Origin of the sequence: Oscillatoria sp. CS-180 (assembly GCF_028330965.1) — a bacterium.
Taxonomy (GTDB): Bacteria; Cyanobacteriota; Cyanobacteriia; order Phormidesmidales; family Phormidesmidaceae; genus Halomicronema.
Map to the genome: position 1 here is coordinate 19,913 of NZ_JAQMUB010000087.1, position 23,612 is coordinate 43,524.

The following is a 23,612-nucleotide window of genomic DNA, read 5'->3' on the forward strand; positions in this document are numbered from 1 at the left end:
GTGGATGAGTTTCAAGCTCTAAACGACTTTAAAGCGCTCTGACCTGTTGCTCTTATCCTTCTTTTGCCTTCATTCTTTCCTTATCCTTATGGCTTTCTTTCGGTCTTATATTGCTCCATTGCTAATTGTGCTCACCTTCTTGATTGCCATGCTGGCAGTGAGTGCGCGGATCTTTTTGCCGAACGACATGATGGCTCCTGCCCCCATTGAAGAACCCATTGGACAAGCAGATACCGATGTCTTCTCAGCAGCAGACGATGTGGTTCCAGACGTATCTTGGCTAATACAAGGATTGCCGGATCAAGCGTCATAGTCGTTGAACTAGAGAGGCTTCTGAATGTCGTTCGAGATCCCCGGCTATCAGCTAAGGCGAGGGTCGCGCCTGGACAGAGCGCTGCTACTGAAATTCCTCAGTCAAACTTACGAGGAAACAGCTGGGACGCGGACGTTTTTCCATCTAGAGCAGCAGGTAGAGCGACATTTTTCTAACCAAACGCCGCTATGGTGGGTTGATCCTGAACAGGAAACTCTGAGTCCAATTGCCTGTCTGTGGTTAGGGAATGCCGTGGATCAACAGCAAGGCGATCGCCATAGCTATGTGCTCATGCTGTACGTTGCACCCGAGCATCGACGGCAAGGCATTGCAACAGCTCTGATGCACCATGCTCAAGACTGGGCCAACGCGAGAGGCGATCACCAAATTGGGTTACAGGTCTTTGCCAATAATCCGGGGGCGATCGCGCTCTATCGCAAACTGGGCTATCACACCCACTCGCTATGGTTGACTAAACCGTTGACAAAAACCTGAAGCCAATCCTCTCAGCTATTTATACTGTGGAGGAATGCTGAATCAGCTATGGTGACTGCAATGAGTACGCCCACGGTGTCGCTTCCTACTCCTCTCATTCTGGAACTCACACTAACGGATGAACAGTACTATCAGCTCTGTCAACACCACCGCGATCTGAAGTTTGAGCGTACTGCTACGGGAGAGTTGATTGTGATGTCACCCATAGGGGGAAACACGGGCAGGTACAACGTCAAACTCACGACTCAACTCGATCTATGGAATACCCGAACTCAGCTAGGTGAGGTGTTTGATTCATCAACAGGGTTTAAGCTGCCGAACGGCGCTGATCGCTCACCTGATGTTGCTTGGGTGAGAGGCGATCGCTGGCATACACTTACCCCTGAGCAGCAAGAAAAATTTGTTCCCCTCTGCCCTGATTTTGTCATTGAGCTAATGTCGCCTAGTGATTCCTTAGAGCGTACTCGTCAAAAGATGAATGAGTACCTTGAAAATGGAACTCAACTGGGCTGGCTTATCAACCGAAAAGCAAAGCAGCTAGAGGTTTTCCGTCCCCGTCAATCTCCAGAGATACTCAACGCACCTAACATCATCTCTGGAGAAACTGTTCTGCCCGAATTTCAATTGAATTTGAGCGTAATTTGGTAATGGTTTTTCCTAATTAGATCTTGAGTCAGCGTCCCACAAGGCATCGATTTGAAAAATGTTAGGTGGCGTCATCACGGTTTACGTTTTGCGAGACGAGCATTTCTAGGGTAAGTTTAACCAACAGCACATTCGCCATACGGTTCTGGAAGGCAGATTTTCAATACAGCCGTTGATTTCTTCAGCATTCAACCCTCGCTTGTATAAATCGAGAGGATTAATCGCTCAGTAGGCAACGCGATTAATATCAGTCTTTGTGAAATCATTTCCTTTGAACAGCAAAGGTTATTTTGAGATTCTGGCAAGGGCATAAGAACAGCAATCGCCATTTGTTCCTTCTACTTTTTCAGCCTCAATCTCGCTGAAAGCGTCCTCTTTAGAGCTACCCTCAGCCGGATAACTTGAACAAGCCAAGATTCTATAGTGTCTGCATTGTGAAGGTTAGTGAAGAATGAGGCTTTCTCGACAATTTCTTCTGGCAAAACCAAAAAGGCAGTTTGCCTATTCACTGCGATAGGTGCTTCCCAAGCCGTGTCGTCATCGGCTTGCTGCTCAACGATGTCATCAATTTCTACTTCGGATAGTTCTCTGCTTCGGTTAGGGCGGATACTCATAGTGGCCATCCAGTGATGATGCGAACAACGTTACGTTCTTTGAGCTGAAAGATTATCTTGAGGAGACGTCCCTTAAGCTACAGCAACCAACACCATGAACACTAAGCTGATCGATTCTCTAATTCACATCATTCAATCCCTTACCGTTGAAGAGCGTCAGGCCCTAGAGGCTGAACTTCTCAATGCAAATTCTGCACCAATGCACACTGCAGAAGCTGACCAACTCCCTGACTTGAATAGTGAACCTGTGTTGCAAGGTTCTAAAGCCTCGGACCTCCTGCGATTTGCTGGTACCTGGACCGGCAATGACTTCGAAGAATGCTTAGAACTCGTTCATGAAACCCGTTCTAAGGCTGAGTTTTAATGGTATATCTCCTTGATACCAATCATTGCAGCCGCATCATTAATGGTGATACCACTCTAATCGACCGTCTACAGCAGAATGCTAATGTCGGTGTGTCTACCAGCGTTATCGTTCGAGGTGAACTTATCTTCATGGCTCAAAATTCTCAACAGCGAGCTAGTAATCTTCAGCGAGTTCAAGCCTTTCTTACAGCCATTGACCTGTATCCAATAAATAAGAGCATCGGCGATCGCTACGGCGAACTCAAGGCTAAGCTCTACGAACAATTTGCCCCTAAAAAGCGCGATCAACGCCGACGCACCAAAATTCAAGACCTCGGCTTCGATGACAATGATCTTTGGATAGCCGCTACAGCCCTTGCGTATAATCTCACCGTAGTTTCTGCAGACAGCGATTTTTCCCGCATTCAACAGGTACAACCTTTGCAATTAGAAACTTGGTTTTCCCCTTGATCTTTGTTCTTTCGTTTGGCTGCTTTGTAGGGACGTTCTGATTTATTCAAGTTTTCTTCAAATGACGCTTTCGACAAGAGATTACACTTCTGTAAACGTCAAACTTTTGTCAAAGTTGCTGATTTCTTCGGCATTCAACCCTCGTTTGTCCCAAATGACAATACGACGAACAGTAATGCCTCTTCCGCGACATGAGGACTTCCTCCATGCAATCTAGGTGTGTGTAACCAGCGTGCCGATGTCAATTGATGCGATCGCCATTTGTTTCTTCTCAGATTTATACAAACTTTTCAGAGAGGCAATTACAGTGCTAATTACCTACTGGCATTGAGCACAGTGAGACCCACAATTTCATCTTCATCGTCATAGCGAATCACGATATCTTCATCAGTTAACTCGCTATCACTGGAGGATTTGGGAAGATTGTAGAAATCGATGTAGAGAACATCTGCTTCTGAGTCATAAAGCATCGAGAACGGACGCTTGGGCAAATCATGGAGCACAGGTAAGAATTTTAGGTAGTCTCGTGCTTCTCTGAGGTTTGCTATGGCCATCGTTGTTGCCTCCTATTGAGAGAGTTGATTCTGCGGGTTGAGAAGGCAGTGATTATAAAACCATCTTCATTTTCTTCCCGGTAAACGACAACTAGCCATCGTTCTGACTCTAGCTGTTTAACTGCCATCAAAGCATTCATTACCCGCTAAGATGCGATCAGGATTTGTAAGGGTCTCTAGAACAAGCTGCTGCTTATCCGCAAGAATGCTGTGGCGAACAACAATATGCTGCCAGCGTTCGTCTAGTAAACGGATGAAAACGCCATTACGAGAAATTGCTTTCTTCGGCATTCACTCCTCGCTGCGATCGCCCTTATCGTTGCATAGAATAGTAGGCTGTACGTCAGCAATAACCCGTTCAATTAATCCGTCAAGGTCTTATTCGGCCTGTTTGGTCGTGATTGCATCCATCAAAATCTCCTTCGAACTGCTGTCGTTCAACTGTCGTTCATTGACCTGATTGGCTGAGAGGAGAAAAATCGCCTCGGGACAGCGTGTGACTTCAAGAGCGCAAATACTGGCCCAAAAATATCAACTAGTTTTGCATCTCCGCGGCAGAGTGAGTGAAGGTTAACTCTAGACGCTTTGCTTCCGCAGCTTGCATGGCCAAATCAGTCTCTACCTCGGTTTTGTTGGCGTGGTAGTAAGTAAGAGCTGCATAAGCTTCTGCAAGCGTTAAATTCCCGATGCGATCGCAGATTTCCTCTGCATTCAACCCTCGCTTGTACCAGGCAACAATGCGACGCACGGTAATGCCTTTACTTGCAATATGGGGACTCCCGCCATGTAGGCCAGGTGTACGTGTAACCAGTGTGCCGATGTCAATTGATGCGATCGTCATTTGTTTCTCTTTATATTTATGTAAGCCCTTCAGAAAAATCGTTATGGTGCAACGCTTGTTATTCGTACTTACTCATTCTCTATTGCACCAAGAGACTTCAAGGTATTTTTGACAGTTTCAGTCAAACCTTTTGTTCCAGTAATATTCATTTCTTGATATGGTTTGATACGCTTCAAAGTCCTAATACAAGAACCATCTCGAATATTCCATATCTTAATTAATCCGTTTTCATCAGCACTAATAATCTTATCTCCTTTAGCATTAAATTGAATTGAACGAATAGATGAAAGATGGCCCTCGAATGTTGCTAAACATTTTCCATTCTTGCTGTTCCACATCTTCACTAGACAATCATCACTACCAGTTACAAGAATCTGACCATCATTGTTAAAATTGACTTTTTTGATCTGGGCACTATGACCTTGAAAGGTTTGTGTACAATCACCAGTACCAATATTCCAAATTCTTGCGATATAGTCATCGCTAGCGGCTGCAAAAGAACTACCGCTTGGATGTAGTGAAAAAGATCGGATCCAATTCGAATTGCCTTTAACTGTCCTTAAACATTCCCAGGATTCGCAATCCCATATTCTTAGAACAAAATCTTCGCTGGTGCTAAAAAGCAACTTTGAAGTCGAAGCAAATCTTACTGTCTTGATCTGCCCCATATGCCCATACAGTGTTCTGATGCAGTCTCCAGTATTGAAATCCCATATTTTGACTGTTTCATCTTCACTTCCCGTAGCCAGAATCTTGTCCGTGCATGAAAAATTCAGTGTATTTACGACATCATTATGACCATGTAGTGTTCTTATGCACTTTTTAGTTTCGATATTCCATATTTTAGTCGTGTGATCAGAGCTCCCGCTAGCGAGAAACTTACCATCACGAGTAAAATCGATAGAAAGTATCGGATTGGCATGTCCACTTAAGCGATATACGCTACTTTCTTTGCATATGTTCCACAGTTCTATGTCGTAGTTTTGCAAAGGAAAAGTTTGAGAACTAACTGCTATTGTTTGTCCGTCTGGACTTGGTTTTATCGCCTCAATCCAATCTATATGACTCTGGAGTATATCTATACATTTTCCTTCGTAAACATCCCAAAGTCGGATTGAATTGTCTTGACTGCCACTAGCTAAGATACGATTTTCAGTATGAAAACTTATAGATTGCACCCAAGTAGTATGTCCCTTTAAAAGTCGAAAGCATTGTTCTGATTCGATATTCCATACCCTGACTATAGAGTCACTACCTGCGCTAGCGAAAAGATTTCCATCTCTACTAAAATCAACTGAATTGATCTGCCCTTTATGCCCAGTAAAAGTTCGAATGCATTCTCCCGTAGATATATCCCATAGTTTCGCAGTACCATCTTGACTACCACTAACGAGCAAATTCTTGTAGGGATGAAAGTCAATTGATTTTACCCAATTCTTATGGCCAGATAGTTTCTTTAATATGTTTCCAGTTTGAAAATTCCAGAGAATGACCGTGTAATCATCTCCACTGCTAGCGATGATGTTTCCATCCTTACTAAAAGTTGCAGAACGCATGTATCCAAAAGTGCCTAAGGATAACTTTCTGAGGCATTCACCAGTTTCGATATTCCAGAGTGCTAAAGTGTGATCCTCACTTCCGCTAGCAAGAATTTTTCCGTCAGGACTGAAAGATACAGAGCGTACTGGTCTGTCATGCCCTTTCAATATCGTAATGCAATTGTCTTCAAGCAAAACCCTGTTCGAAATATCCCAGAGTTTAATGCTTCTATCATAGCTTCCAGTTGCAAGAAGCCTACTATCAGGACTAAATGCAACTGCTCGAACAAGATCTGCATGACCTGAATGACTTGTAAGTTTTCGAGCATCGCTGTCCCAAAGGCAAATTTCTCCGTTCAAATGACCCGTTGCCAACAAAGAACTATCTACATTAAATGTGACTGAGAATACAGCACCAAAAGATTGAGCAAAATTGTTGCGGCTAAAAGTTGCATAAGAAAAATTGGTTTCCCTCAAGATAGCGCGAGTGAAGTCGCCACCAACAATAATAGTCCTGCTCAAATCTAATTTGGCTAAAGCTGCATGGTTAAATCTTAAGAGAAGCGTTGCGGCATTACCGGCAATGCTTCTAACTTCTGAAATAGACTGATTGCGAGTATTTAGAATTAGATGTAGTAGTTTTTTTTGAATTGACTCCTTCAAATCCAACATTGGCAAAATAAGTTCGATTACTGCCTTTTCTAAAACTTCCTTTCCGAATGTGCTGTTCAAGTTGACGTGATCTTTGAAGTATGCCAAATCAGCCATTTCGGAAAAGTCAGGTGCGAGAATGTCTAGTTCAGCAGCAAATTTGTAAGCAACAAAAAACTCAAGTAAAGATCGGTGGGCTGGGGTGTAGTCGCCTTCGGCGTTGCGGATGAGCATGGTTTGGCCCATCATGTCGTAGTGCCAGTGATCGAGGTCTTTTTGTTCTTCCACGGCGGGGCCGAATAGCTTGCGGATGCGATCGGGGAATTCGCGATAGTTGATGCTCATACGATCGCTGCTCAGCATTTCCCAGGACAGCTCACACATAAAATAGAGCTTGTCGGCCATTGAGGTGAAGGTGCGTTCGGCTTTGATGTCGCGCTCCATTTTGTGGCGGACGGCGTAGAGGTAGACGCGGGACATGTCTACGGGTTTGCCAGCTTCGATGTCGGGAAGGGCTTCTAGGATTAACTCTGTAAGGACGGGGCGGCGGGCCAGGTCAAGCAGCTCGGGATTGCCCATGATTTGCTCGACGGTGGCGGGTTGGGCTTGGTGGGAAAGGACTTGATGAATCTGCTCGTCGTCGAATTTTTCTAGCTCCAGCACTTCAAACTGAGGGGTTTCTCCAGTCAAGTCCTTCGTGGAGGCTTGCAGTTCGGCGTTAAGCAAAGCACGGCCTTCTTTGGCTTCGGGGAAGTGTTCGGTGCGGCAGGTGAGGATGACTTTGGCTCCGGGCACGACGACCTTTGCCAGTTCCCAGAAGTTGTTGATCATCTGCTGGCGATCGACCCGAGCCGCCATTTCGTCAAAGCCATCGAAGATCAGCAGCAGCTTACCCATACGATTGAGCTGTTCAAATGCTGAATAGCCGGGAATGGGAATCTCATGCTTGCGGAAAAAGAACTCGGAGAACAGAGACTCGACGCTGACGGCTTTGGCGTAGTCTCGTAGGGGCACGACGAGGGGCAGTCGCGGACGCTCTAAGCCTCGCTGCTGGGCTTCGCGATACCGCTGTAGGGCTTGCCAAGCATAGTGGAAGGCGAACCAGGTTTTGCCCGTGCCAAATTCGCCCAGCACCGAGATGTGCTCTTTGGCCGGATCGTCGAGCCAGAGGTCAATGTAGCCGTCTATCCAGCCGTCGCGATCGCCATAACGACTCACCCCAATCCGCTGCCGCGTATCCGGATCAATCTCATCTTTGAGGCAGGCCAGGGGCACGTATTTCTGGTCAATCCCTCGCTTTTGAATTTCCGCCTCCAACCAGGTGAGGTAGCCGCTGAAGTCAGCATCCTGGTCGAGCAATTCATCTAGGGTGTAGCAGCCCAAGCCGTCATTGTCCGCTTTTTCTACCTCATCGCGGGCGGCTCGGCTAATGCGACGGGCAGTGACGAGCCAGCCTTCATCCGTTTGGTGTGTCTCAACGGATGCCTTCAGGTCTTCCACATCGCTCAAGCCCGCTTCGCCATCGATACCGCGCACCAGGATGCGATCGTATCGCCCCCGGCGAATTGGAATGTTGATAATCCACTCAAAGTGGTCATCCTGCCAAACGTCATGAGATTCAAAGCGAAAGCCTAGGGTCTCAAACCAGCCGCGTATTTGTTGTGCTAGTGCAAAGGCTTTGCACTGCTCGGCGCTGAAGGGTTCGGTTGCTGCTGCTCCAGGCAGGGCGGCATAGTCTTGAGCGGCCAGCCGCGCCATTTCAGTCCGCATCCCCTCAATAGTCGGCAGGCGATTCAGACGCTCTTGCAGACTGCCGATTTGCCGATGCATGGAGTCCAGCTTTTGCTCAGCCAAAATTTCAGCGGGGGTGCGGGTGCGTTTGGCCACTTCGATAAAAACGGCGGCAAAGGCGTAGAACTCCCGTCGAACATCAACATTATTGGCTTGGAGATCGGACTGGAGGGGGTGACTGGCGAGAAAATCTTCGCCGTTCTTCAGCAAAATCGAGGGGGTGTTGCGGTCTAGGGCTTCGCGAAAAAGGGCTTGAATTGGGGTTTGGCGAAAGATTTCGAGCACAGGACGGGGTTTGCCGACGCCGTATTCCACCAAGGCGTATTGATATACCCCGATAAAATCCTTGGGGGGATGGTCAGGATCGAGGTTGAGCCGTTTGAGGAGCTGAATGACGCGCTCGTTGCGATTGATGCTCTCCATAGCAGTCTCAAAGAGCAGATTCATCAGATTATCCAGACCAAACACAGGCTCTCTCCCCACGCTTTTCTCTAGTGAAAGTCAGGTTGCTCAAAAATGCTCGAAATCTTACAAATTGGTCAACAAAACCTCAATGAGACACCGACAGGTCTGATGTCAGTTAGTCCCTGATCCAGCACTATTCCGGGCATGGGAGCGTGAGGGCATGGGAGCGCAAGAGTGGCTGTCGTCCTATACAAAACACATAAAAACGTTAATACTGGTAACAGGAAGTTAACGGGCGTTTGTAAACAGTAGTGGGTGCTACTGCTGCGATCGCCTCACCAGCAAAAGGCCAAGATTCTTCTTAATGCTCCCTTCGGTGCCGTATCGCTAGTTGCCGCATGATTACAGAACTGTTTCCGTTTTCCTTCGCTGTGGATCGAGTTGTTGTTGCCGGTGCAACGTTGTGGGCGCTTGCCTTATATCTGGCCTTTTCCCCTCTAAGCGATTGGGTAACCGAGCAGTTGACTCGCTGGTTTAATTTTGCAGAGCGCTCTCTTTACATGTCTCAGGAAGAATTTGAGAAGACGCGCAAAGGACGAGAGTCTCAGAATGCATTCTGGGCGTCAATGTTCAGCGTTCTACCGTTTGTGGCAGTCGGTGCGCTGCTTCACTACGGAGTCGTCCTCAGTCTCGGAGACAGTTGGTCCATCAGTTTGGGGCTGTTATTTGCTGTTGGCAGCGGCGTCTATGAGCTGGGCCGTCGTGACAGTCAGACGTCTGATTCTGAATAGTTTTTGGGGCAACGGAGTGTTTTTTCTTATCCTCTGCTAGATTTTATGGACGGTAAGCAGAGTATCATTCATCAACATTTGCCATCTAAATCATCTACCGTGCCAAGCAAAGGGATAAAGGCAGCGGGATAAAACTCCCTGTAATAGGGCGTAGCGTTGTCGGTTGCCTCAGCGATGTCGGCTGCAACTACCTGTCGTTAAACTCAGTCAATTTAGCTCCATGTTCAGAAGGCCGTACATCCGTGAGGGGTTTCGATCGCTCATCTCGCTCATAGCAATTGCGATCGTTTGCCTGTCATTGATGGCCAATTCATCTCAGGCACAAACCGAAACGACTCCTGAGCGATCGCCGCAAGGATTTCCAGTCACCCTCCAGGACCAAACCCTGTTCTACATCGAGGCAAGAGTGGGTTCGTTCCCGCCCAGCTTTCGGGCAAGGACAATTTCTGAGCGCATCGAAGCTTTCGCTAGAGATGTAGAACAAGAGCCTGACAGTTTGAGGATTGTCGTCAACGAGCTAGCCGATACGGTTGACATCACAGCGGGCGACGAAGTGCTGATGACGATCGCGGATGTCGATGCTGAAGCCGCCAACGCCACAGAGCGGGCAATGGCACAAGACTACGTTGACATTATCCAAGCAGCGGTTGAAGAGTATCGGCGCTCCTACAGTCTTCAGAGCATTCTCCTGGGGCTTATCTACACGCTGATTTTGACCGTTGTTTTGGTTCTGAGTTTTGCGTTTTCAAATCAACTGGTCGCATTCTGTAGCCGCAAGCTGAAGACGTGGCAGGGCGATCGCATTCGAGGACTGCGCTTATTTGGCACAGAAATTATTCCCGCCGATCGCGTGGCCGATTCGTTCATAGAACTGCTGAGAATTGCTCGATTAGCCCTATTCCTGGGACTGCTCTTGATCTACACCAGTTTAGTCCTGAGCTTTTTTCCGTGGACGAAACGACTTTCGCAAGATATTTTTGGCTATTTCCGCAGAGCGGCATTAACGCTGGGGCAAAACCTGATTGGCTACTTGCCCAACCTGTTTTTCATCTTTTTCATCATCATCTTCACGGCTTACACCCTACGCCTAATCAAGTTCACTTTTGCTGAAATTCGCCGGGGCACCATCACCATTCCAGGCTTTTATCCAGAGTGGGCCAGACCCACTTACAACATTGTTCGCTTTGCCATAATCGCCTTCGCCGCAACGATCGCCTTCCCCTACTTGCCGGGATCGGATACGCCGGCCTTTCAAGGCATTTCGGTGTTTTTGGGGATTCTCTTTTCCTTGGGATCCAGTGGCGCAGTGGCTAATTTTGTTGCCGGGATTATCCTGACCTATAGCCGAGCGTTTGTGGTGGGCGATCGCGTCAAAATTAGTGAAACCATAGGCGATGTGGTGGAGAAGACGCTGTTAGTCACTCGGGTCAATACGCCCAAAAACGTTGTGGTGACGATTCCCAACTCAATGGTTTTGGGCAGCCACATTGTTAACTACAGTGGCTCTGTGCGCTATGAAAATACGCCGGCCCTCGTGCTCCACACCACTATTACCCTGGGCTACGACGTTCCCTGGCCCAAGGTTCACAAGGTCATGATTGAAGCAGCTCGACGCACCGAGAATATCCTGACAGAGCCAGAGCCGTTTGTTTTGCAGACTAGTTTGGATGATTTCTACGTCAGTTATGAGCTGAATGCTTACACGGACAAACCCGCAAAAATGCCGCGCACCTATTCAGGGCTGCACCAAAATCTGCAAGATGTGCTCAACGAAGCTGAAATTGAAATTCTTTCCCCCCATTACTCAGCCGTGCGCGATGGGCATCAGCTAGCTGTTCCTGAGAAATATTTTCCTAAGGGCTATACCGTACCTGGATTTCGCGTATCTCCTGTGGATCCCGCTTCGGAAACGAATGGCGACAAGACAAACTCCGCGCAGTCCCATCACCCTTCGGAATGATTCTGCTGACACGGCAGAAGACACCGTTAGAACAATTAGGGGTCGGCGTCGAACCTTGGGGGCAGGCCCCCAAACCCCCGATGTGGGACCTGACGTCCCCACACCCCTCGCAGGATAGACTCCAATATCGGCAGGTTGTAGGGAGCCGCGATCGCCTGGATGAGATTGAATTTTGACCATCTCAATACCAGCGACTATTTGGAAAACATCTTGCCGCACCGCATTCCGAGCAATGTCTCAACGGGCTTTACGCTTGCAGTATCGCGGCCAAAACGACGAAAGGGAGCTGTGAGAATCCCCACAGCTCCCTTTCAAAAAAGCTTTGCACAGTACCGCCATGGACTTCTCAAGAGAAGTAACAGCCGCCCTTAAAGATACTTTTCAAGGGTATTCGCCAACGTGGTTTTAGGAACCGCACCAACCACCATATCGACCCGCTGGCCGCCTTTGAAAATCATTAGGGTAGGAATACTACGAATCCCATACTGGCTGGCAACACTCGGGTTCTCATCAGTATTGAGCTTAACGACCTTAACCTGCCCGTCGTACTGTTCTGAAATTTCGTCTACAACCGGAGCGACCATTCTGCAAGGCCCACACCAGGGTGCCCAAAAATCGACTAGAACAGGGAGTTCGCTTTCAAGCACGTCTTGCTTGAACGTAGAGTCTGTTACTTGTGCGGCTGCCATGCCTCAGATGTCCTTACCTTTCCTAATTACCAGAATATTACCATAGCCAATATCGAGTCTATTCTGTGAGAGGTTTTGCATTCGGACATACTCTGTTGCAGGTTTCTACCTTTCTCAGGATTTACAGCATCAATTTCGGCTTTGATCTAGACCTCGCCATTTTACGAATCAGCCTTTGAAAGGCTTGCAGGATTAGAACTTAAGCACTCCAGCCTACAGAGTTTATAGTTAAATACCGCTCGACTGCGTCTCTTCCTAAAGCCAAGGATTGTCCTCAATAGATCAAGTATTAGTCAAATATTCTTCCCAAAAGCGCAATTTTGAATTGCTTATACCGGTCTTCAAGTCAAACCAGTACGCCCTGTCCCCACTCCCTCTTCCCCATTCCTCACTCCCTCCTAACCCCACTCAAATAACAAAGCCTGTATTGAACTGAACCCTAGTCCTAGCCAAGATGGGGACGCAAACGCTGCACGAGCTGATCCGCGACAAGCACCCCTTCAATACGTTCTACCGGCTGAGCATTCTTGAACAAAACCAGTGTTGGCAGCGCATGAATCTGATACTGCGACGCAAGCTGAGGGTAGCGATCAGTATCGATTTTGACCACTTTGATCTGGCCTTTGAGCTGAGCATTCACCTGTTCCAAAATGGGAGCCATCATCTGACAGGGACCGCACCAAGTCGCATAAAAATCTACCAGAGTGGGTAATTCGCTCTGGGTCAGCAAATCAGCAAAGCTGGTGAACTGTTGTTTGGTAGCCATCAAACCCGAACCAAAAATCGACGATTCCATCCTAAGCGCCATTCGTAGAGCTCGGGGTCGGAGATCCGAAACCTTTTGATATAAGATCACCCTTTGGGTCTAGGACGACGTTTAGGAGACGGCATTATGGCAGCAGGGTTGACTGACAAAGTAGCAATTGTGACAGGCGCATCCCGAGGCATTGGACGAGCAACTGCACTGGCCCTGGCTGCCGAAGGTGCCAATGTCGTCGTCAACTATGCCCGATCGCGCACCGCCGCCGACGAGGTGGTCGCCACGATCGCGGACACGGCAGGCAGCGCGATCGCCCTACAAGCCGACGTCTCCGATGCCGAGCAGGTCGACAGTCTGATCAAAGCCACGATGGACAAGTGGGGGCGCATCGACGTGTTAGTCAACAACGCTGGCATCACTCGCGACACCCTGCTGCTGAGAATGAAGCCCGAAGATTGGCAAGCCGTCATCGACCTGAACCTCTCCGGCGTTTTTCTCTGCACCCGCGCCGCCAGCAAGATTATGCTGAAGCAGCGATCAGGCCGCATCATTAATATCGCGTCCGTTGCGGGACTCATGGGTAATCCGGGACAGGCCAACTACAGCGCCGCCAAAGCCGGGGTCATCGGCTTCACCAAAACCGTCGCCAAAGAAATGGCAACCCGCAGCGTCACCGTCAACGCCGTCGCACCCGGCTTTATCAAAACCGACATGACGGAAGACCTATCCAACACCGAAGACATACTCAAATACATTCCCCTAGGGCGTTACGGCGAGGCCGAAGAAGTCGCAGGACTCATTCGCTTCCTCGCCAGCGACCCAGCAGCGGCCTACATCACCGGACAGGTCTTAACCATCGACGGCGGCATGGTGATGTGATGGGGTTTCTGCCAAGAGCTTGACGACAACAATAGGGACTACTTGACCGCCTTTGGTATCAATTCTGACTTGCCTCCGGGAACCAAATCGACTATTATCAGCAACCATAGCTGCCTCCGTGCAGCTTGCTCCCCGAAAATTTGGTCGGCGGCACTGGCAAGTGATACCAGCACAAACCAGCGCCTAACCCATAGACAGAAACAGGCTGTCGTATAGGCTGCACCTATTTTAGGTCGCCCTACCGAAGCGCTTCGTCTAAGGGCGATCGAATCTTCGGGGATTCACCCAAACTGATTCTTGTTGGAGGAATCCCCCGTGATTACAATTCAATACGTCCTGCCGTCTCACCACACCGAGGCGGCACCGCCGTCGTTGCCGAGCCAGCCCGCTCATCCCCAACGACGACATAAACGCCTGCGCCTCTATCTTGTCGGCACCGAAGCGGATACCCAAAGCGCGATCGACCTCTTCCACCTGCGGAACTGTATTGAGCGCATCGAGTGGAGTCCCAAAATCGACGTCCCTGAAAACGGCGTGCTGATCCGGCAGGATCCCGGCGATGTGTTGCGATACTTACAGCGCGACAGACTGTTCGAGTAGCGGAGTGACCCGAACCCCGGTTTCTTGGCAAAGTGGTAAAGACTGATTTGCTTCTCGATAGAAACCGGGGTTCGGGTAAAGGAGAGCTATACTCAAACCAACTCATAAACCCTCCAAAGACTATGCTCCAAGAACTCGAAGCCGTATTCGATGGAACAGTTCTTCAACTTGACGGTCCCCTCGATTTAGCTGCGGGGACAAGGGTAAGAATTATTGTCGAAAGCGTTTTGCCTGATGAGACTAAGAAGCAGCCAAAAACGTTTCTTCAAACTGCTCAGTCTCTGAAGCTAAAGGGTAATCCTGATTGGTCAGAGAATATTGATCAATATCTGTACGGGGAAACGCTTTCTGACAATGACTGAAGTTTTTATGGATACTTCTTTTGCGATCGCATTGTCTTCCGTAACCGATCAAAATCATCCAAAAGCTATTGAGCTTGCTGGACAAATCCAGACAGATCAAACTCGTTTAACAACTACCCAAGCAATTTTGCTGGAAATCGGTAATGCACTTTCTAAAGCACGGTATAGAGCCGCTGCCATTCAACTTTTAGAATCTCTGGAAGCCGATCCTACCGTCGAAGTTATTTCGTTAACCGATAGCCTGTATGAATCAGCATTCAATTTGTTTAGACAGCGAGAAGATAAGGAATGGGGATTGGTAGATTGCATATCATTCGTTGTTATGCAGGAACGGGGAATGACTGACGCACTAACTGCCGACACGCACTTTCAGCAAGCAGGTTTTCGGGCACTGCTCAAGTAACTGAAAGCCTCGTTACTCAGCCACTCTCAAATCCAAAACGCCAATCCACAATCTGCAGCGGCAGGCATTTGAGTCAAACATACCCCATTCCCTGCCCCTGCTGCACAGAACGCTAAAATGCCTTACTTCATCGCGGCGAAATGCTCCAGCACCAGCCTGTGAATAAACCGATACCGTCCCCCCACCCGCTGCTGCAGCAACCGCTCGGTACAGTGATTCAGGAAACGAGCATAGTCCCAAGGAATAGCATTCGCGCGATGAAGCACAACACGTAAAGCAAAGTGCTGTACGAGACTATACCAGCCCGCCAGTCCGCCTCCGACCAGAAAGGCGAACGCAACTCCTTGGAGAAAGGCGATCTGTAGATCGAAGGTCCAGGCTTCAGGATTGAACCCATTCTCTGCCACTGAGTTGGCAAACTGGCTTCCCAAATTAACCAAAATTCCACCTGGGTAAGACAGTAGCGAGACAGGCACAATGTTTTTTGCGGCTTGAATGATGCCTTGATTAGGAGTGACTCGCGATGTAATGTCAGTCCTCAGCCCGCCAATCAGCCCAAAAATCAGCCCTAAAATCAGCCCGCCAATCAGCCCGTAAAACAATCGCTGACTGCGCGTAGCCAGCATCGTGGGCTGCATCTTCTCAATCAAAAACTCATCTTCTGATTGAGCCTGGAGCTGCTTAGCTAACCACACGAGCCAGTGCCGTGTTTGTCTGGCGGTGGGCTGTTGCCCCGGTGGGTATTCCCGGCTTTTAATCGTCTCGTGGAGACGCTGCTCTACATAAGCATCCAGCAGGTAACTCATGCGGGCCTGGGTCGTCTGCTGTCGCTGCCATTGTTTCAAGTCAATGCCGTCTTTCGCCAAAATCGACACGCTCAGCAGCAGCGGGGTCCGCACCAGCTCCAGCAGCGCCGCGTCCCCGTTCAAAGAGGTCCACAGGCTCTCCGCTTTCAGGGAGCGTAAGTACGTCTCCAACTGCGAGTCAGTTAGCGGTTCCAGGCACACGGCTCCGTTTAGCGCCAGCTTGGTGGCATACAGCTCATACTCCTCCCGCCGACTGCACACCAGCAGGCGACTCGGCCCCTCCCCAGAAATCAGCCAATCGTTGATCGCCTGCACGACAGGCTCCTGTCGGGTTGCGGGCAGCTCGTCCAGGCCGTCCAGCAGGGGCAGCAGCGTTTTGGTTTGGAGCCAGGTTTGTCCTAGCTTGGGCGATACACCATACTTCTCCTTAAGTTCGCTGAGTAGCCAATCCGTAATGCTCTGGTTTGCCCGCTGCCACGACGACACATTAAACATCACCGGAATGGGGTGGTCTGGCTGGTCATTGGCCCGCTGAATCAGGACGGCAGCCAGGTCCAGCATTGTGGTGGTTTTGCCCGAGCCGGGATTCCCCAAGATCAGCAGCTTGCCGCCCACATCCGAGCGGTCAAAGATATCGGCAATGGAGGTGTTGGCGTCTAGCTTTCGTGTGCCCTGGTCAGGAATACGGAGTTCCCGGTCCCAGGGGCGGCTGACCTGACTGCACTGCTCCGTCATGCCCAGGCGAATCAAGATCGCATTGTGTAGCGACAGGCGTAGCCGATACACCACCTCCGTCCACACGGCATCGACCAAAATTCGCTCGTTGGCATCTGGGCGGTTGCTTTTAGGCTTGTTGTCCGGCAGGCCAAACTGACCAGCATCCGTGGGTTCCGAAGCCTGATCGGTTGATGGCACCGCAGCCTGCCCCTCCGACTTGGTGCCGGGTTCAGATGGAGGGGCATCTAAGGGCGCTGGAGAAACTCCGAGAGAATGTCGTCAACCTGCTCCAGGGTGTAGCCAGAGGACGATCCTTCCACCCAATCCAAAAACTCGGAAACCCGTTTGCCTTGGGGCGCTTCTCTGCCGGAGAGGGTGCCAGCGGGCAAATTCAGGCCAAACAAAAGCTGTTCAAATTGCGGAGACGGCAGCCGCGCCAGGGTATCGAACAGTTCATCTCGAAAGCCTCGACTAGAGGCTGTTTTGAGGGTTTGTCCATTTGCTGTTGGTTCACCTGCTGCCTGCCCACTGATAGCCTGCGCTCCCTGCAAGAGGGTTTCTTCTAGAAAAATTGTGACGCTATTGTATATCAGACTATCGGCCTTCTTGTCTGGTGCGATTTTGCAGATGGTGATGTGGTCAGCATCGACTCCGACGGGTACCGCGCCTGGAATGCCGGGGTCAGCGCTGGTTTGATCCACCACTAGACCAATGGGCTTGTAGGGTCGAGTTTCAAAATAGACTTCGATGGGGATCTCTCGTAACCGGGGCTGGTTGCGGTAAACGTTGTTGAGTTCTCGCAGGCGAGCGTGATTGTCTTCCAGCTCTTCGACACTGACACTCAGGTTGAGCGCCCCTTGCAGCGTCCGATTGATGAACTGCATCCAGTTGGAGAGGTTCGCGCCGGAGTGGGGCGTTGCCAAAAAGACAATGCCTTGGGTGTTGTCAGCGATCGCCTTCCAGCGAGGATTGCCAAAATCCAACGCACTGCGGAGCATCTGTTTAACCACCAAACCGCCCATGCTGTGGGTAATAAACGCGATCGGCTTGCGACCGATGCGTTTATTCGAGAGGACTTGCAGAATATTGTTGGCGCGATCGGCCAGGGGCATGGTGCCGCCCCGCCAAGCAGAGGGTTCAATGTCGTAATCCAAAGACCAAATATTTAACTGAGGATAGTCCGTCCCTAACCAAGCTGGCCAAAAGTTGAGATCTTGCGGCGGCAGTTCGCCATTCTGAGCCTGCTTTAGCTTGCTGTTACGGGTATCGGTAGGGTCGGCATACCAAGTCCCCAAAGCGCTGCCGCCGAGACCATGCACAAAAATGACATCGCCCACAGGATTGGGGCTGTTGTTCTGTTGAATAGAAATGAGCTTGGGATCTGGCATTAGGTTGAGCAGAATACAGTCTTAAACATAAGAACCCTAAAAAGCTGCGATCACTCAGCAGCGATCGCAAAAAGTTGATTCCACTGTATGCGCTGTCCCCGAAATGTGCCAGTAATTACGTAGCCAGTAATTACGTAGGGTGGGCAACGACCTGTCAAAGCAGTCATCACACTACACCGATCGCTTCCTTGCCCACCATCCCGAGTGTCCGTAGGACGGGGTGTGCCTTTCCGAGAGATTAACCCACCCCGTTAGCCCCTCCCCGGAGGGGAAAATAACGGGTTCTTCCTTAGCTCGAACTGACATTAAGAAACGTGGGAGGGGCTGAAAGGAAGAGGCGATCGCCACCACGCCTCCCGATCCCGAGGTCTGTTTTCAGCCTAAGCTGAGACTATTGTTTAAGTGTCATTGGGTGTTGCCATGAAGACTTTCTCCGCTAACATCAACATCGCTCGCCCCCCCGAAGCAGTCTGGGCTGTCCTCATGGATACCAGCAGCTACTCAGAATGGGCGACAGGGGTTCACCGGCTGGAAGGGCAAATTGAGAATGGCGCATTACTAAAGCTGTCCACAGTTTCCAAACCTCAAAATTTCATGGATCTTCGGGTTAGCAAAGTAGAGAGTCCCAAGACATTTACGGTCAGTGGCGGGCTGCCGCTCAATCTGTTTAGAGGCGATCGCACCGTCACCTTGACTCCCCAACCGGACGGCACAACTGAATTCGAGATGCGTGAAGTATTCAGCGGCCTCCTCGAACCGATACTAGGCCGAATGCTGCCCGACCTGACCGAGTCATTTGAATCCTATGCGGCTGGTCTCAAGCAAATGTGTGAGGGCTAGAGGTGAACAGCACAGCAGTAAACCGTAACGCTGTCGGGTTCACTCCTCCAGTTGCTCTTGGTAAAAACCGTTCAGCAAATTCTCCAATTTCTCAGGCTGGGTGCAGTCAACCACGCCATCAAACGCATCGACTAAACGAGCAGCGGTTTCCCCCAGCGTGGGACTCAGCGCCCACACGTCCTGAACCCACTCGTCAGACGGGCTATCGCCGAAGATTAAACGTTTGAGGAGGTCTTTGGTTTCGTCGTGGGAAAGAGACATGGGCAAAGATGACAATAGTAAAGATAAATGGATTTTGGGGTGAGGGCGATCGCGACAGCCGCGCCGATAGTGGGCCACAGCACTCATGGCGCACTCATGGAATGGCGATCGCGCTTTACTGGACAAGCCTTAGCGTCAAAGCAAAGCGGGCAATGCCTCCAGCACTCCATAGTAGGACGAAAACTGCTGTTTGCTGAATCCAGGGTACAGGAGTCGAACCTGTCTAAGGCGAATTATGAGTTCGCTGCCTAATCCGCTCGGCCAACCCTGGTAAGTTCCCCCATTCTATGCGACAAAAGAGAGTTTCGCGACGCTGTTTACATTCCCTTCGCTATTGCGGGGTTACAGGCCCATCAGGTTGCACAGCTTGTAAACAATGCGAGCACCGACATTGCCATCCCACTCGCTGCCGCCAACTTCAGAGACATCAAAACCAATGATTTGGCAATCGCTCCTCACCAGTTCTCGCAGCAGACAAAATGCCTCTTCCAGCTCCAGTCCACCAGGAACGGGAGTGCCTGTACTGGGGCAAAGCTTGGGATCAAGGCCATCCACATCAAAACTGACATAGACCTGCCGAGGCAGGGGGGCAATAATTTGTCGGCACAGGTCCAGCCAGGGAACACCGCTGTACTGCTTCTCTTTCAAAACAGCGTCGTAGTGAACCCAAATACGGTCGGGGGACTGCCGAATTTTGGCAACCTCGCTGTGAGAGATATCGCGAATGCCGACTTGGACGAGCCGCGAGACCTGAGGCAGCGCCAGCACGTTACTCATGATCGAGGCGTGGGAGTATTGAAATCCCTGATAGGCATCCCGCAAGTCAGCGTGGGCATCAATGTGCAGGATGCCGAAATTGGGGTGATGTTCTGCCAGCGATCGCAATAGACCCAGCGGAATGCTGTGGTCACCACCGATTGCCCCCACTCGTTTACCGAGGGCGATCGCTCGGTTGGCCTGGTCATACAGCCAGTGATTCACACCTTCGCAGGCAGTGTTGATCGTGGCTAAAGTCGCGGACAGCTCAGCATCTGTGGCAATGTTAATCCCCTGCTCAGTGGCCCTAACGATGCTGGCAGCGAGGGGGCGCAGTTCATTGTTTTTAGGCAGCATCCAGTCCGGTATTGGCGGCATAAAAATGCCCTGCTGCCAGCCATCGGAATTGTCTAGATCATACAGGTCGAGTTGGGGTGATGCCTCCAGAATGGCCGAGGGGCCAGCGGCAGTCCCGTCGTGATAAGACACCGTCACCTCCCAAGGTACCCCCAGGAGGATGATTCCAGCAGTGTCATAATCAAACGGCAGCCCACAAAAGTTGCCGTTTTCTAGACCAACACCGCTGGGATCAAAATTGCGGACAATCTCTTCGCGACTAGCCATCGAGCATGGTTTGAATAGAGGTGGGCAGACAAAAGGCCGCTTGGTGAATGCCAGCGTTGTAATACTGGAGCTGATGCGCTTGGGCAAATTCGACGGCGCGATCGTGCTCCAGCGCCTTCACCGGATGCAGGCCGGCTTTGGAACAGAATGAAAATCCCCACATTCCTGTCGGATAGGTTGGAATAAAGGCCAAGTAACAGTGAACAAACTCTGCGCCAAAAATGGCCTTCAAACAGTGATTGAGATCCACAAAGGCCCGCTGATTAAAACGGGGAGATTCGCTTTGGGCCGTCATCAGACCATCGGGACGCAGACAGCGATAAACGTCTTGATAAAACGCCTTGCTGAAAAGCCCTTCTGAAGGCCCAACTGGATCCGATGAATCCACCACAATCAGATCATAGGATTCGGCTGGAGCATTTTTGACAAACTCAATACCGTCCCCAATGATGAGGTTGAGTTTGGGATCATCGAGACCGGAGGACAGGGTTGGCAAAAACTTTCGGGATGCGCGCACAACGGCTTCATCAATTTCGACCATGGTGAGAGACTTCACCTGCTCGTGTTTGAGGATTTCTCGAACGCTGCCGCCATCGCCCCCGCCGATAACCAACACCTCCTCAATCTGGGGCTGCACCAACATCGGCACATGGATAATCATTTCGTGATACGCCTTTTCGTCTTTCTCCGAGCACATCACCATGCTGTCTACCGTCAGCATTTTGCCGTACTCGAAGGTGTCGAAAATTTCGACGGTTTGATAGGGCGACTTTTCGTAAAAGACGCGATCGCCCTTGTGACGAATTGATAGGGCAATATTCTCGTTGCGATCGGTAAACCAAACGCTGCGGCTATGACGGGGCGTGACTAGCTTTTGAGTCGCAGTATCTCGTAGATCGCCCAAATCAATGTCCGACTTTTCCAGCAGCTCTAGCTGACCTCGGTTGAGTTCCACGGCTGATCCATGATGGGCCTCAAACTCAGCTTTCAAAATCTCGTAAGAGGTCCAGGGATTGACTGAATAGCCACACGTGAACAGATCAACTGCGGCATATCGATATTCAGGCCAGGTATGAATGGCGAGATGACTTTCTTGAATGACCACCACCCCAGACACCCCAAAGGGCGAAAAATGGTGAAAGACCGAACTAATGATAGTAGCCCCCGACTCTTTGGCCGCTTTCAACATGCTGCTCTCAATGTGGGGGACATCGTTAAGAATTTCGCCAGAACAGCCGTGGAACTCCACGAGAATATGACGCCCGAGTGAATTCATGGTGGTGACACTCCCCAATGGTTATCGACAAGGAACAGGTGGCTGGAGACGGTTATTCATGCATTGCCTCCAAGAGGTCAAATCAACAACGCCGTCTAGGGTGTCCAGAAAACAACGCGACTGGATGTCCTGATGAGGTTTTTTCTATTGACTAGAGGATGCTGCGATCGCGATATAGCCGTCGCCAGTTCCGTTAGGACAAGACGGCGAAGCCATCTGGCTATGGGCTAAGGATCTGGATGTTATTAGATGCACAAGCCTAAGATGGCTAAAGCTATCAATACCAAGCCACAGTTCATTGTGGACCAATTCTGAGTCGTTCCCATCTCACGGTAGGAGAGATTCTAGGATGAGAACACCAGTTTAGGGAAAACGTCCCTGAATTCTTTGACGCAAAAGCTGCTGCACCCTACCGCCTAACAGCACAGCCGCAAACACCTGTCCCAAAACCAAGCCCCACCATAGTCCGACGCCCTGCCAGTGGAGCCACTGCCCCAACCAATATCCCCCGCCCAACCCGATTAGCCAATGAGCCACAACGTCGATGGTCGCAAGAAGATGGGTGTCCCTCAGGCCCTGCAATGTGCCTAAACTAATCAACCGAAAGCCTTGAAAGATTTGAAAAATGACACCAATCCTGAAGATTGTCACTGCGGCCTGAAGAGTCGCCTGATTCTCAACCAGTTGCGTATCCAGATAGAACCCAACAATCAACTTGGGCAACAGCCAAAGGGGGATGGCGAGAACGCAGGCGAGAACACAGTTTAAGATCAGGCTAACGTCCATGATTCGTTTGGCCGTATCAGGTCTGCCTTCCCCAATCTTGTGAGCCGTCCGCATGGCAGTGGCGTATGACATGCCCCAAGACACCATCAGCAGCAGTTCAGTCGTAGTCATCACAATGCGATGGGCTGCCAGCAGGTCAGTACTCCAGGTTCCCATGAGCAGAGCCGCCGCCGTGAGCGCTCCATACTCAGTGCCATAGTCCACCGACAGCGGCCAGCCAAGATGCACAATCTCTCTAAAAACAGGGGGATTGAGCCGCCTGACTGAGCGAAAAAGCTGCCACTGTCTCAAATCTCGGCGCTGCGATAGAGAGAGGGTAGCAATGCCAAACATCAGCCAAAAGACCAGAGCACTGCTCCAGCCAATGCCCGTCAGTCCCAGCTGCGGCAGTCCCCAACGGCCATACATCAGAGCATCGTTGAGAAAAACATTCAGCGGAATGCTGACTATCATTAGCAGGGTCAACAGACGAGGCTCCATCAGGGCACTGGTGATTTCTTTAAAGGTGAACAATCCCAGAGCAGCCGGTAATCCCCACGAGATCGCCCTCAAATAACCCACCGTTTGAGTCACGATTTGCGGTTCTTGTCCGAGCTGAAGCAAGATACCTTCCAAATTCCAGAACAGGGCGATCGCCGGAATCGACACCCCCAAACTTAGCCACAGCGCCTGAGCATTGATGATCCCCACTCTGGCATAGTCTTTTGCTCCGTAGGCTTCCGCTGCAAGTGCTCCCGTCATTTCCAGCAGCCCCGTGAATAGCGCTAGCGACGTCCAGAAAATAATCGCTCCGAGTCCCCCAGCGGCCAAAGCCGAAGTGCCCAACCAGCCCATCATGAGCGTATCCACAAAGTTCACCATGCCTTCTGCGACCTGGATCAGCGTCAAAGGTATAGCTAGCTGAAATAAGGCTTTGATCTCCTGAGGGAATTGCATCGGCAGTGCCTCTGATTTGCAATATCGATAGCCAAAAGGATTACCCACTGAATGCAGTGTTGGCGCGAATGCATCCTATGCTGTGGCAAGAGCTATTTGCAAATCGGAGAAGTCT

26 protein-coding genes and 1 tRNA gene are annotated in these 23,612 nt (G+C 50.3%); 13 read left to right on the forward strand and 14 right to left on the reverse strand.

Features of this window, described 5'->3' with window-relative positions:
- Window positions 1–88: 88 nt before the first annotated feature.
- Genes PN498_RS21435 through PN498_RS21445 form a run of 3 tightly spaced genes read left to right on the forward strand, consistent with a single transcriptional unit; the run spans window position 89 to window position 1,456 of the window.
- Complete coding sequence (locus PN498_RS21435) at window positions 89–313, forward strand: hypothetical protein (protein WP_272065451.1); 225 nt, start codon at window positions 89–91, stop codon at window positions 311–313.
- 24 nt (window positions 314–337) lie between these two features.
- Window positions 338–808 (forward strand): GNAT family N-acetyltransferase, encoded by a 471-nt coding sequence (locus PN498_RS21440; protein ID WP_272065452.1) that lies wholly within the window; start codon window positions 338–340, stop codon window positions 806–808.
- 60 nt (window positions 809–868) lie between these two features.
- Entirely contained in the window at window positions 869–1,456 is a 588-nt protein-coding gene (locus PN498_RS21445; protein ID WP_272065453.1) for a Uma2 family endonuclease, read from the forward strand.
- A gap of 335 nt (window positions 1,457–1,791) precedes the next feature.
- On the opposite strand, the gene PN498_RS21450 is transcribed toward PN498_RS21445, so the two are convergent.
- Complete coding sequence (locus PN498_RS21450; RefSeq protein ID WP_272065454.1) at window positions 1,792–2,067, reverse strand: hypothetical protein; 276 nt, start codon at window positions 2,065–2,067, stop codon at window positions 1,792–1,794.
- A 94-nt stretch (window positions 2,068–2,161) separates the two neighbouring features.
- Between PN498_RS21450 and PN498_RS21455 the strand changes: the two genes are divergently transcribed.
- Together PN498_RS21455 and PN498_RS21460 are read left to right on the forward strand one after the other, a co-directional pair.
- Complete coding sequence (locus PN498_RS21455; protein ID WP_272065455.1) at window positions 2,162–2,431, forward strand: hypothetical protein; 270 nt, start codon at window positions 2,162–2,164, stop codon at window positions 2,429–2,431.
- Window positions 2,431–2,883, forward strand: coding sequence for a type II toxin-antitoxin system VapC family toxin (locus PN498_RS21460; protein WP_272065456.1), 453 nt, complete (start codon window positions 2,431–2,433; stop codon window positions 2,881–2,883). Before PN498_RS21455 ends, PN498_RS21460 begins: the two co-directional genes overlap by 1 nt.
- 314 nt (window positions 2,884–3,197) lie before the next feature.
- On the opposite strand, the gene PN498_RS21465 is transcribed toward PN498_RS21460, so the two are convergent.
- The 4 genes from PN498_RS21465 to PN498_RS21480 all read right to left on the reverse strand — a co-directional run bounded on the left by PN498_RS21465 (window position 3,198) and on the right by PN498_RS21480 (window position 8,705).
- Entirely contained in the window at window positions 3,198–3,437 is a 240-nt protein-coding gene (locus PN498_RS21465; protein WP_272065457.1) for a DUF2283 domain-containing protein, read from the reverse strand.
- Between the two features lie 117 nt (window positions 3,438–3,554).
- On the reverse strand, window positions 3,555–3,728 hold the full coding sequence (locus PN498_RS21470) for a hypothetical protein (RefSeq protein WP_272065458.1): 174 nt from the start codon (window positions 3,726–3,728) through the stop codon (window positions 3,555–3,557).
- 244 nt (window positions 3,729–3,972) lie between these two features.
- On the reverse strand, window positions 3,973–4,278 hold the full coding sequence (locus PN498_RS21475; RefSeq protein WP_272065459.1) for a DUF433 domain-containing protein: 306 nt from the start codon (window positions 4,276–4,278) through the stop codon (window positions 3,973–3,975).
- 68 nt (window positions 4,279–4,346) lie between these two features.
- Window positions 4,347–8,705 (reverse strand): NACHT domain-containing protein, encoded by a 4,359-nt coding sequence (locus PN498_RS21480; protein ID WP_442951439.1) that lies wholly within the window; start codon window positions 8,703–8,705, stop codon window positions 4,347–4,349.
- A 356-nt stretch (window positions 8,706–9,061) separates the two neighbouring features.
- Between PN498_RS21480 and PN498_RS21485 the strand changes: the two genes are divergently transcribed.
- From PN498_RS21485 to PN498_RS21495, 3 genes are all read left to right on the forward strand, one after another.
- Window positions 9,062–9,454: a hypothetical protein gene (locus tag PN498_RS21485; protein WP_272065461.1), complete on the forward strand. Its 393-nt coding sequence runs from the start codon at window positions 9,062–9,064 to the stop codon at window positions 9,452–9,454.
- A 220-nt stretch (window positions 9,455–9,674) separates the two neighbouring features.
- Complete coding sequence (locus tag PN498_RS21490) at window positions 9,675–11,414, forward strand: mechanosensitive ion channel family protein (protein WP_272065462.1); 1,740 nt, start codon at window positions 9,675–9,677, stop codon at window positions 11,412–11,414.
- Complete coding sequence (locus tag PN498_RS21495) at window positions 11,411–11,590, forward strand: hypothetical protein (protein WP_272065463.1); 180 nt, start codon at window positions 11,411–11,413, stop codon at window positions 11,588–11,590. Before PN498_RS21490 ends, PN498_RS21495 begins: the two co-directional genes overlap by 4 nt.
- Window positions 11,591–11,782: 192 nt before the next feature.
- On the opposite strand, the gene trxA (PN498_RS21500) is transcribed toward PN498_RS21495, so the two are convergent.
- On the reverse strand, window positions 11,783–12,103 hold the full coding sequence (trxA, locus tag PN498_RS21500; protein ID WP_272065464.1) for a thioredoxin: 321 nt from the start codon (window positions 12,101–12,103) through the stop codon (window positions 11,783–11,785).
- A gap of 445 nt (window positions 12,104–12,548) precedes the next feature.
- Entirely contained in the window at window positions 12,549–12,869 is a 321-nt protein-coding gene (gene trxA / locus PN498_RS21505) for a thioredoxin (RefSeq protein ID WP_272065465.1), read from the reverse strand.
- A gap of 126 nt (window positions 12,870–12,995) precedes the next feature.
- On the opposite strand from trxA (PN498_RS21505), the gene fabG reads away from it, so the two are divergent.
- The 4 genes from fabG to PN498_RS21525 all read left to right on the forward strand — a co-directional run bounded on the left by fabG (window position 12,996) and on the right by PN498_RS21525 (window position 15,107).
- Entirely contained in the window at window positions 12,996–13,742 is a 747-nt protein-coding gene (gene fabG, locus PN498_RS21510; RefSeq protein ID WP_272065466.1) for a 3-oxoacyl-[acyl-carrier-protein] reductase, read from the forward strand.
- Between the two features lie 315 nt (window positions 13,743–14,057).
- Window positions 14,058–14,342 (forward strand): hypothetical protein, encoded by a 285-nt coding sequence (locus PN498_RS21515; protein ID WP_272065467.1) that lies wholly within the window; start codon window positions 14,058–14,060, stop codon window positions 14,340–14,342.
- A gap of 122 nt (window positions 14,343–14,464) precedes the next feature.
- Window positions 14,465–14,704, forward strand: a complete 240-nt coding sequence (locus PN498_RS21520) for a hypothetical protein (protein ID WP_272065468.1) — start codon at window positions 14,465–14,467, stop codon at window positions 14,702–14,704.
- Window positions 14,697–15,107, forward strand: a complete 411-nt coding sequence (locus PN498_RS21525; protein WP_272065469.1) for a type II toxin-antitoxin system VapC family toxin — start codon at window positions 14,697–14,699, stop codon at window positions 15,105–15,107. The genes PN498_RS21520 and PN498_RS21525 overlap by 8 nt, the downstream gene beginning before the upstream one ends.
- A gap of 122 nt (window positions 15,108–15,229) precedes the next feature.
- Here the strand turns inward: PN498_RS21525 and PN498_RS21530 are convergent, their stop codons facing one another.
- Together PN498_RS21530 and PN498_RS21535 are read right to left on the reverse strand one after the other, a co-directional pair.
- A complete protein-coding gene (locus tag PN498_RS21530; protein ID WP_272065470.1) occupies window positions 15,230–16,828 on the reverse strand; it encodes an NACHT domain-containing protein in 1,599 nt (532 codons plus the stop codon).
- A gap of 47 nt (window positions 16,829–16,875) precedes the next feature.
- A complete protein-coding gene (locus PN498_RS21535; RefSeq protein WP_272065471.1) occupies window positions 16,876–18,018 on the reverse strand; it encodes an esterase/lipase family protein in 1,143 nt (380 codons plus the stop codon).
- A gap of 420 nt (window positions 18,019–18,438) precedes the next feature.
- Here PN498_RS21535 and PN498_RS21540 point away from each other — a divergent pair, with 420 nt between their 5' ends.
- Window positions 18,439–18,858, forward strand: coding sequence for an SRPBCC domain-containing protein (locus PN498_RS21540; RefSeq protein WP_272065472.1), 420 nt, complete (start codon window positions 18,439–18,441; stop codon window positions 18,856–18,858).
- A 39-nt stretch (window positions 18,859–18,897) separates the two neighbouring features.
- Here PN498_RS21540 and PN498_RS21545 read toward each other — a convergent pair whose 3' ends face one another.
- The 5 genes from PN498_RS21545 to PN498_RS21565 form a co-directional block, all read right to left on the reverse strand.
- Window positions 18,898–19,206, reverse strand: coding sequence for a hypothetical protein (locus PN498_RS21545; protein ID WP_334312278.1), 309 nt, complete (start codon window positions 19,204–19,206; stop codon window positions 18,898–18,900).
- A gap of 111 nt (window positions 19,207–19,317) precedes the next feature.
- Window positions 19,318–19,390, reverse strand: a tRNA-Ile gene (locus PN498_RS21550).
- 71 nt (window positions 19,391–19,461) lie between these two features.
- On the reverse strand, window positions 19,462–20,499 hold the full coding sequence (locus PN498_RS21555) for an agmatinase family protein (RefSeq protein WP_272065473.1): 1,038 nt from the start codon (window positions 20,497–20,499) through the stop codon (window positions 19,462–19,464).
- The gene (speE, locus tag PN498_RS21560; RefSeq protein WP_272065474.1) at window positions 20,492–21,775 is read right to left on the reverse strand and encodes a polyamine aminopropyltransferase; all 1,284 of its coding nucleotides are present in this window, start codon (window positions 21,773–21,775) and stop codon (window positions 20,492–20,494) included. Before speE ends, PN498_RS21555 begins: the two co-directional genes overlap by 8 nt.
- Window positions 21,776–22,138: 363 nt before the next feature.
- Window positions 22,139–23,497: an MATE family efflux transporter gene (locus PN498_RS21565; protein WP_272065475.1), complete on the reverse strand. Its 1,359-nt coding sequence runs from the start codon at window positions 23,495–23,497 to the stop codon at window positions 22,139–22,141.
- Window positions 23,498–23,612 lie beyond the last annotated feature (115 nt).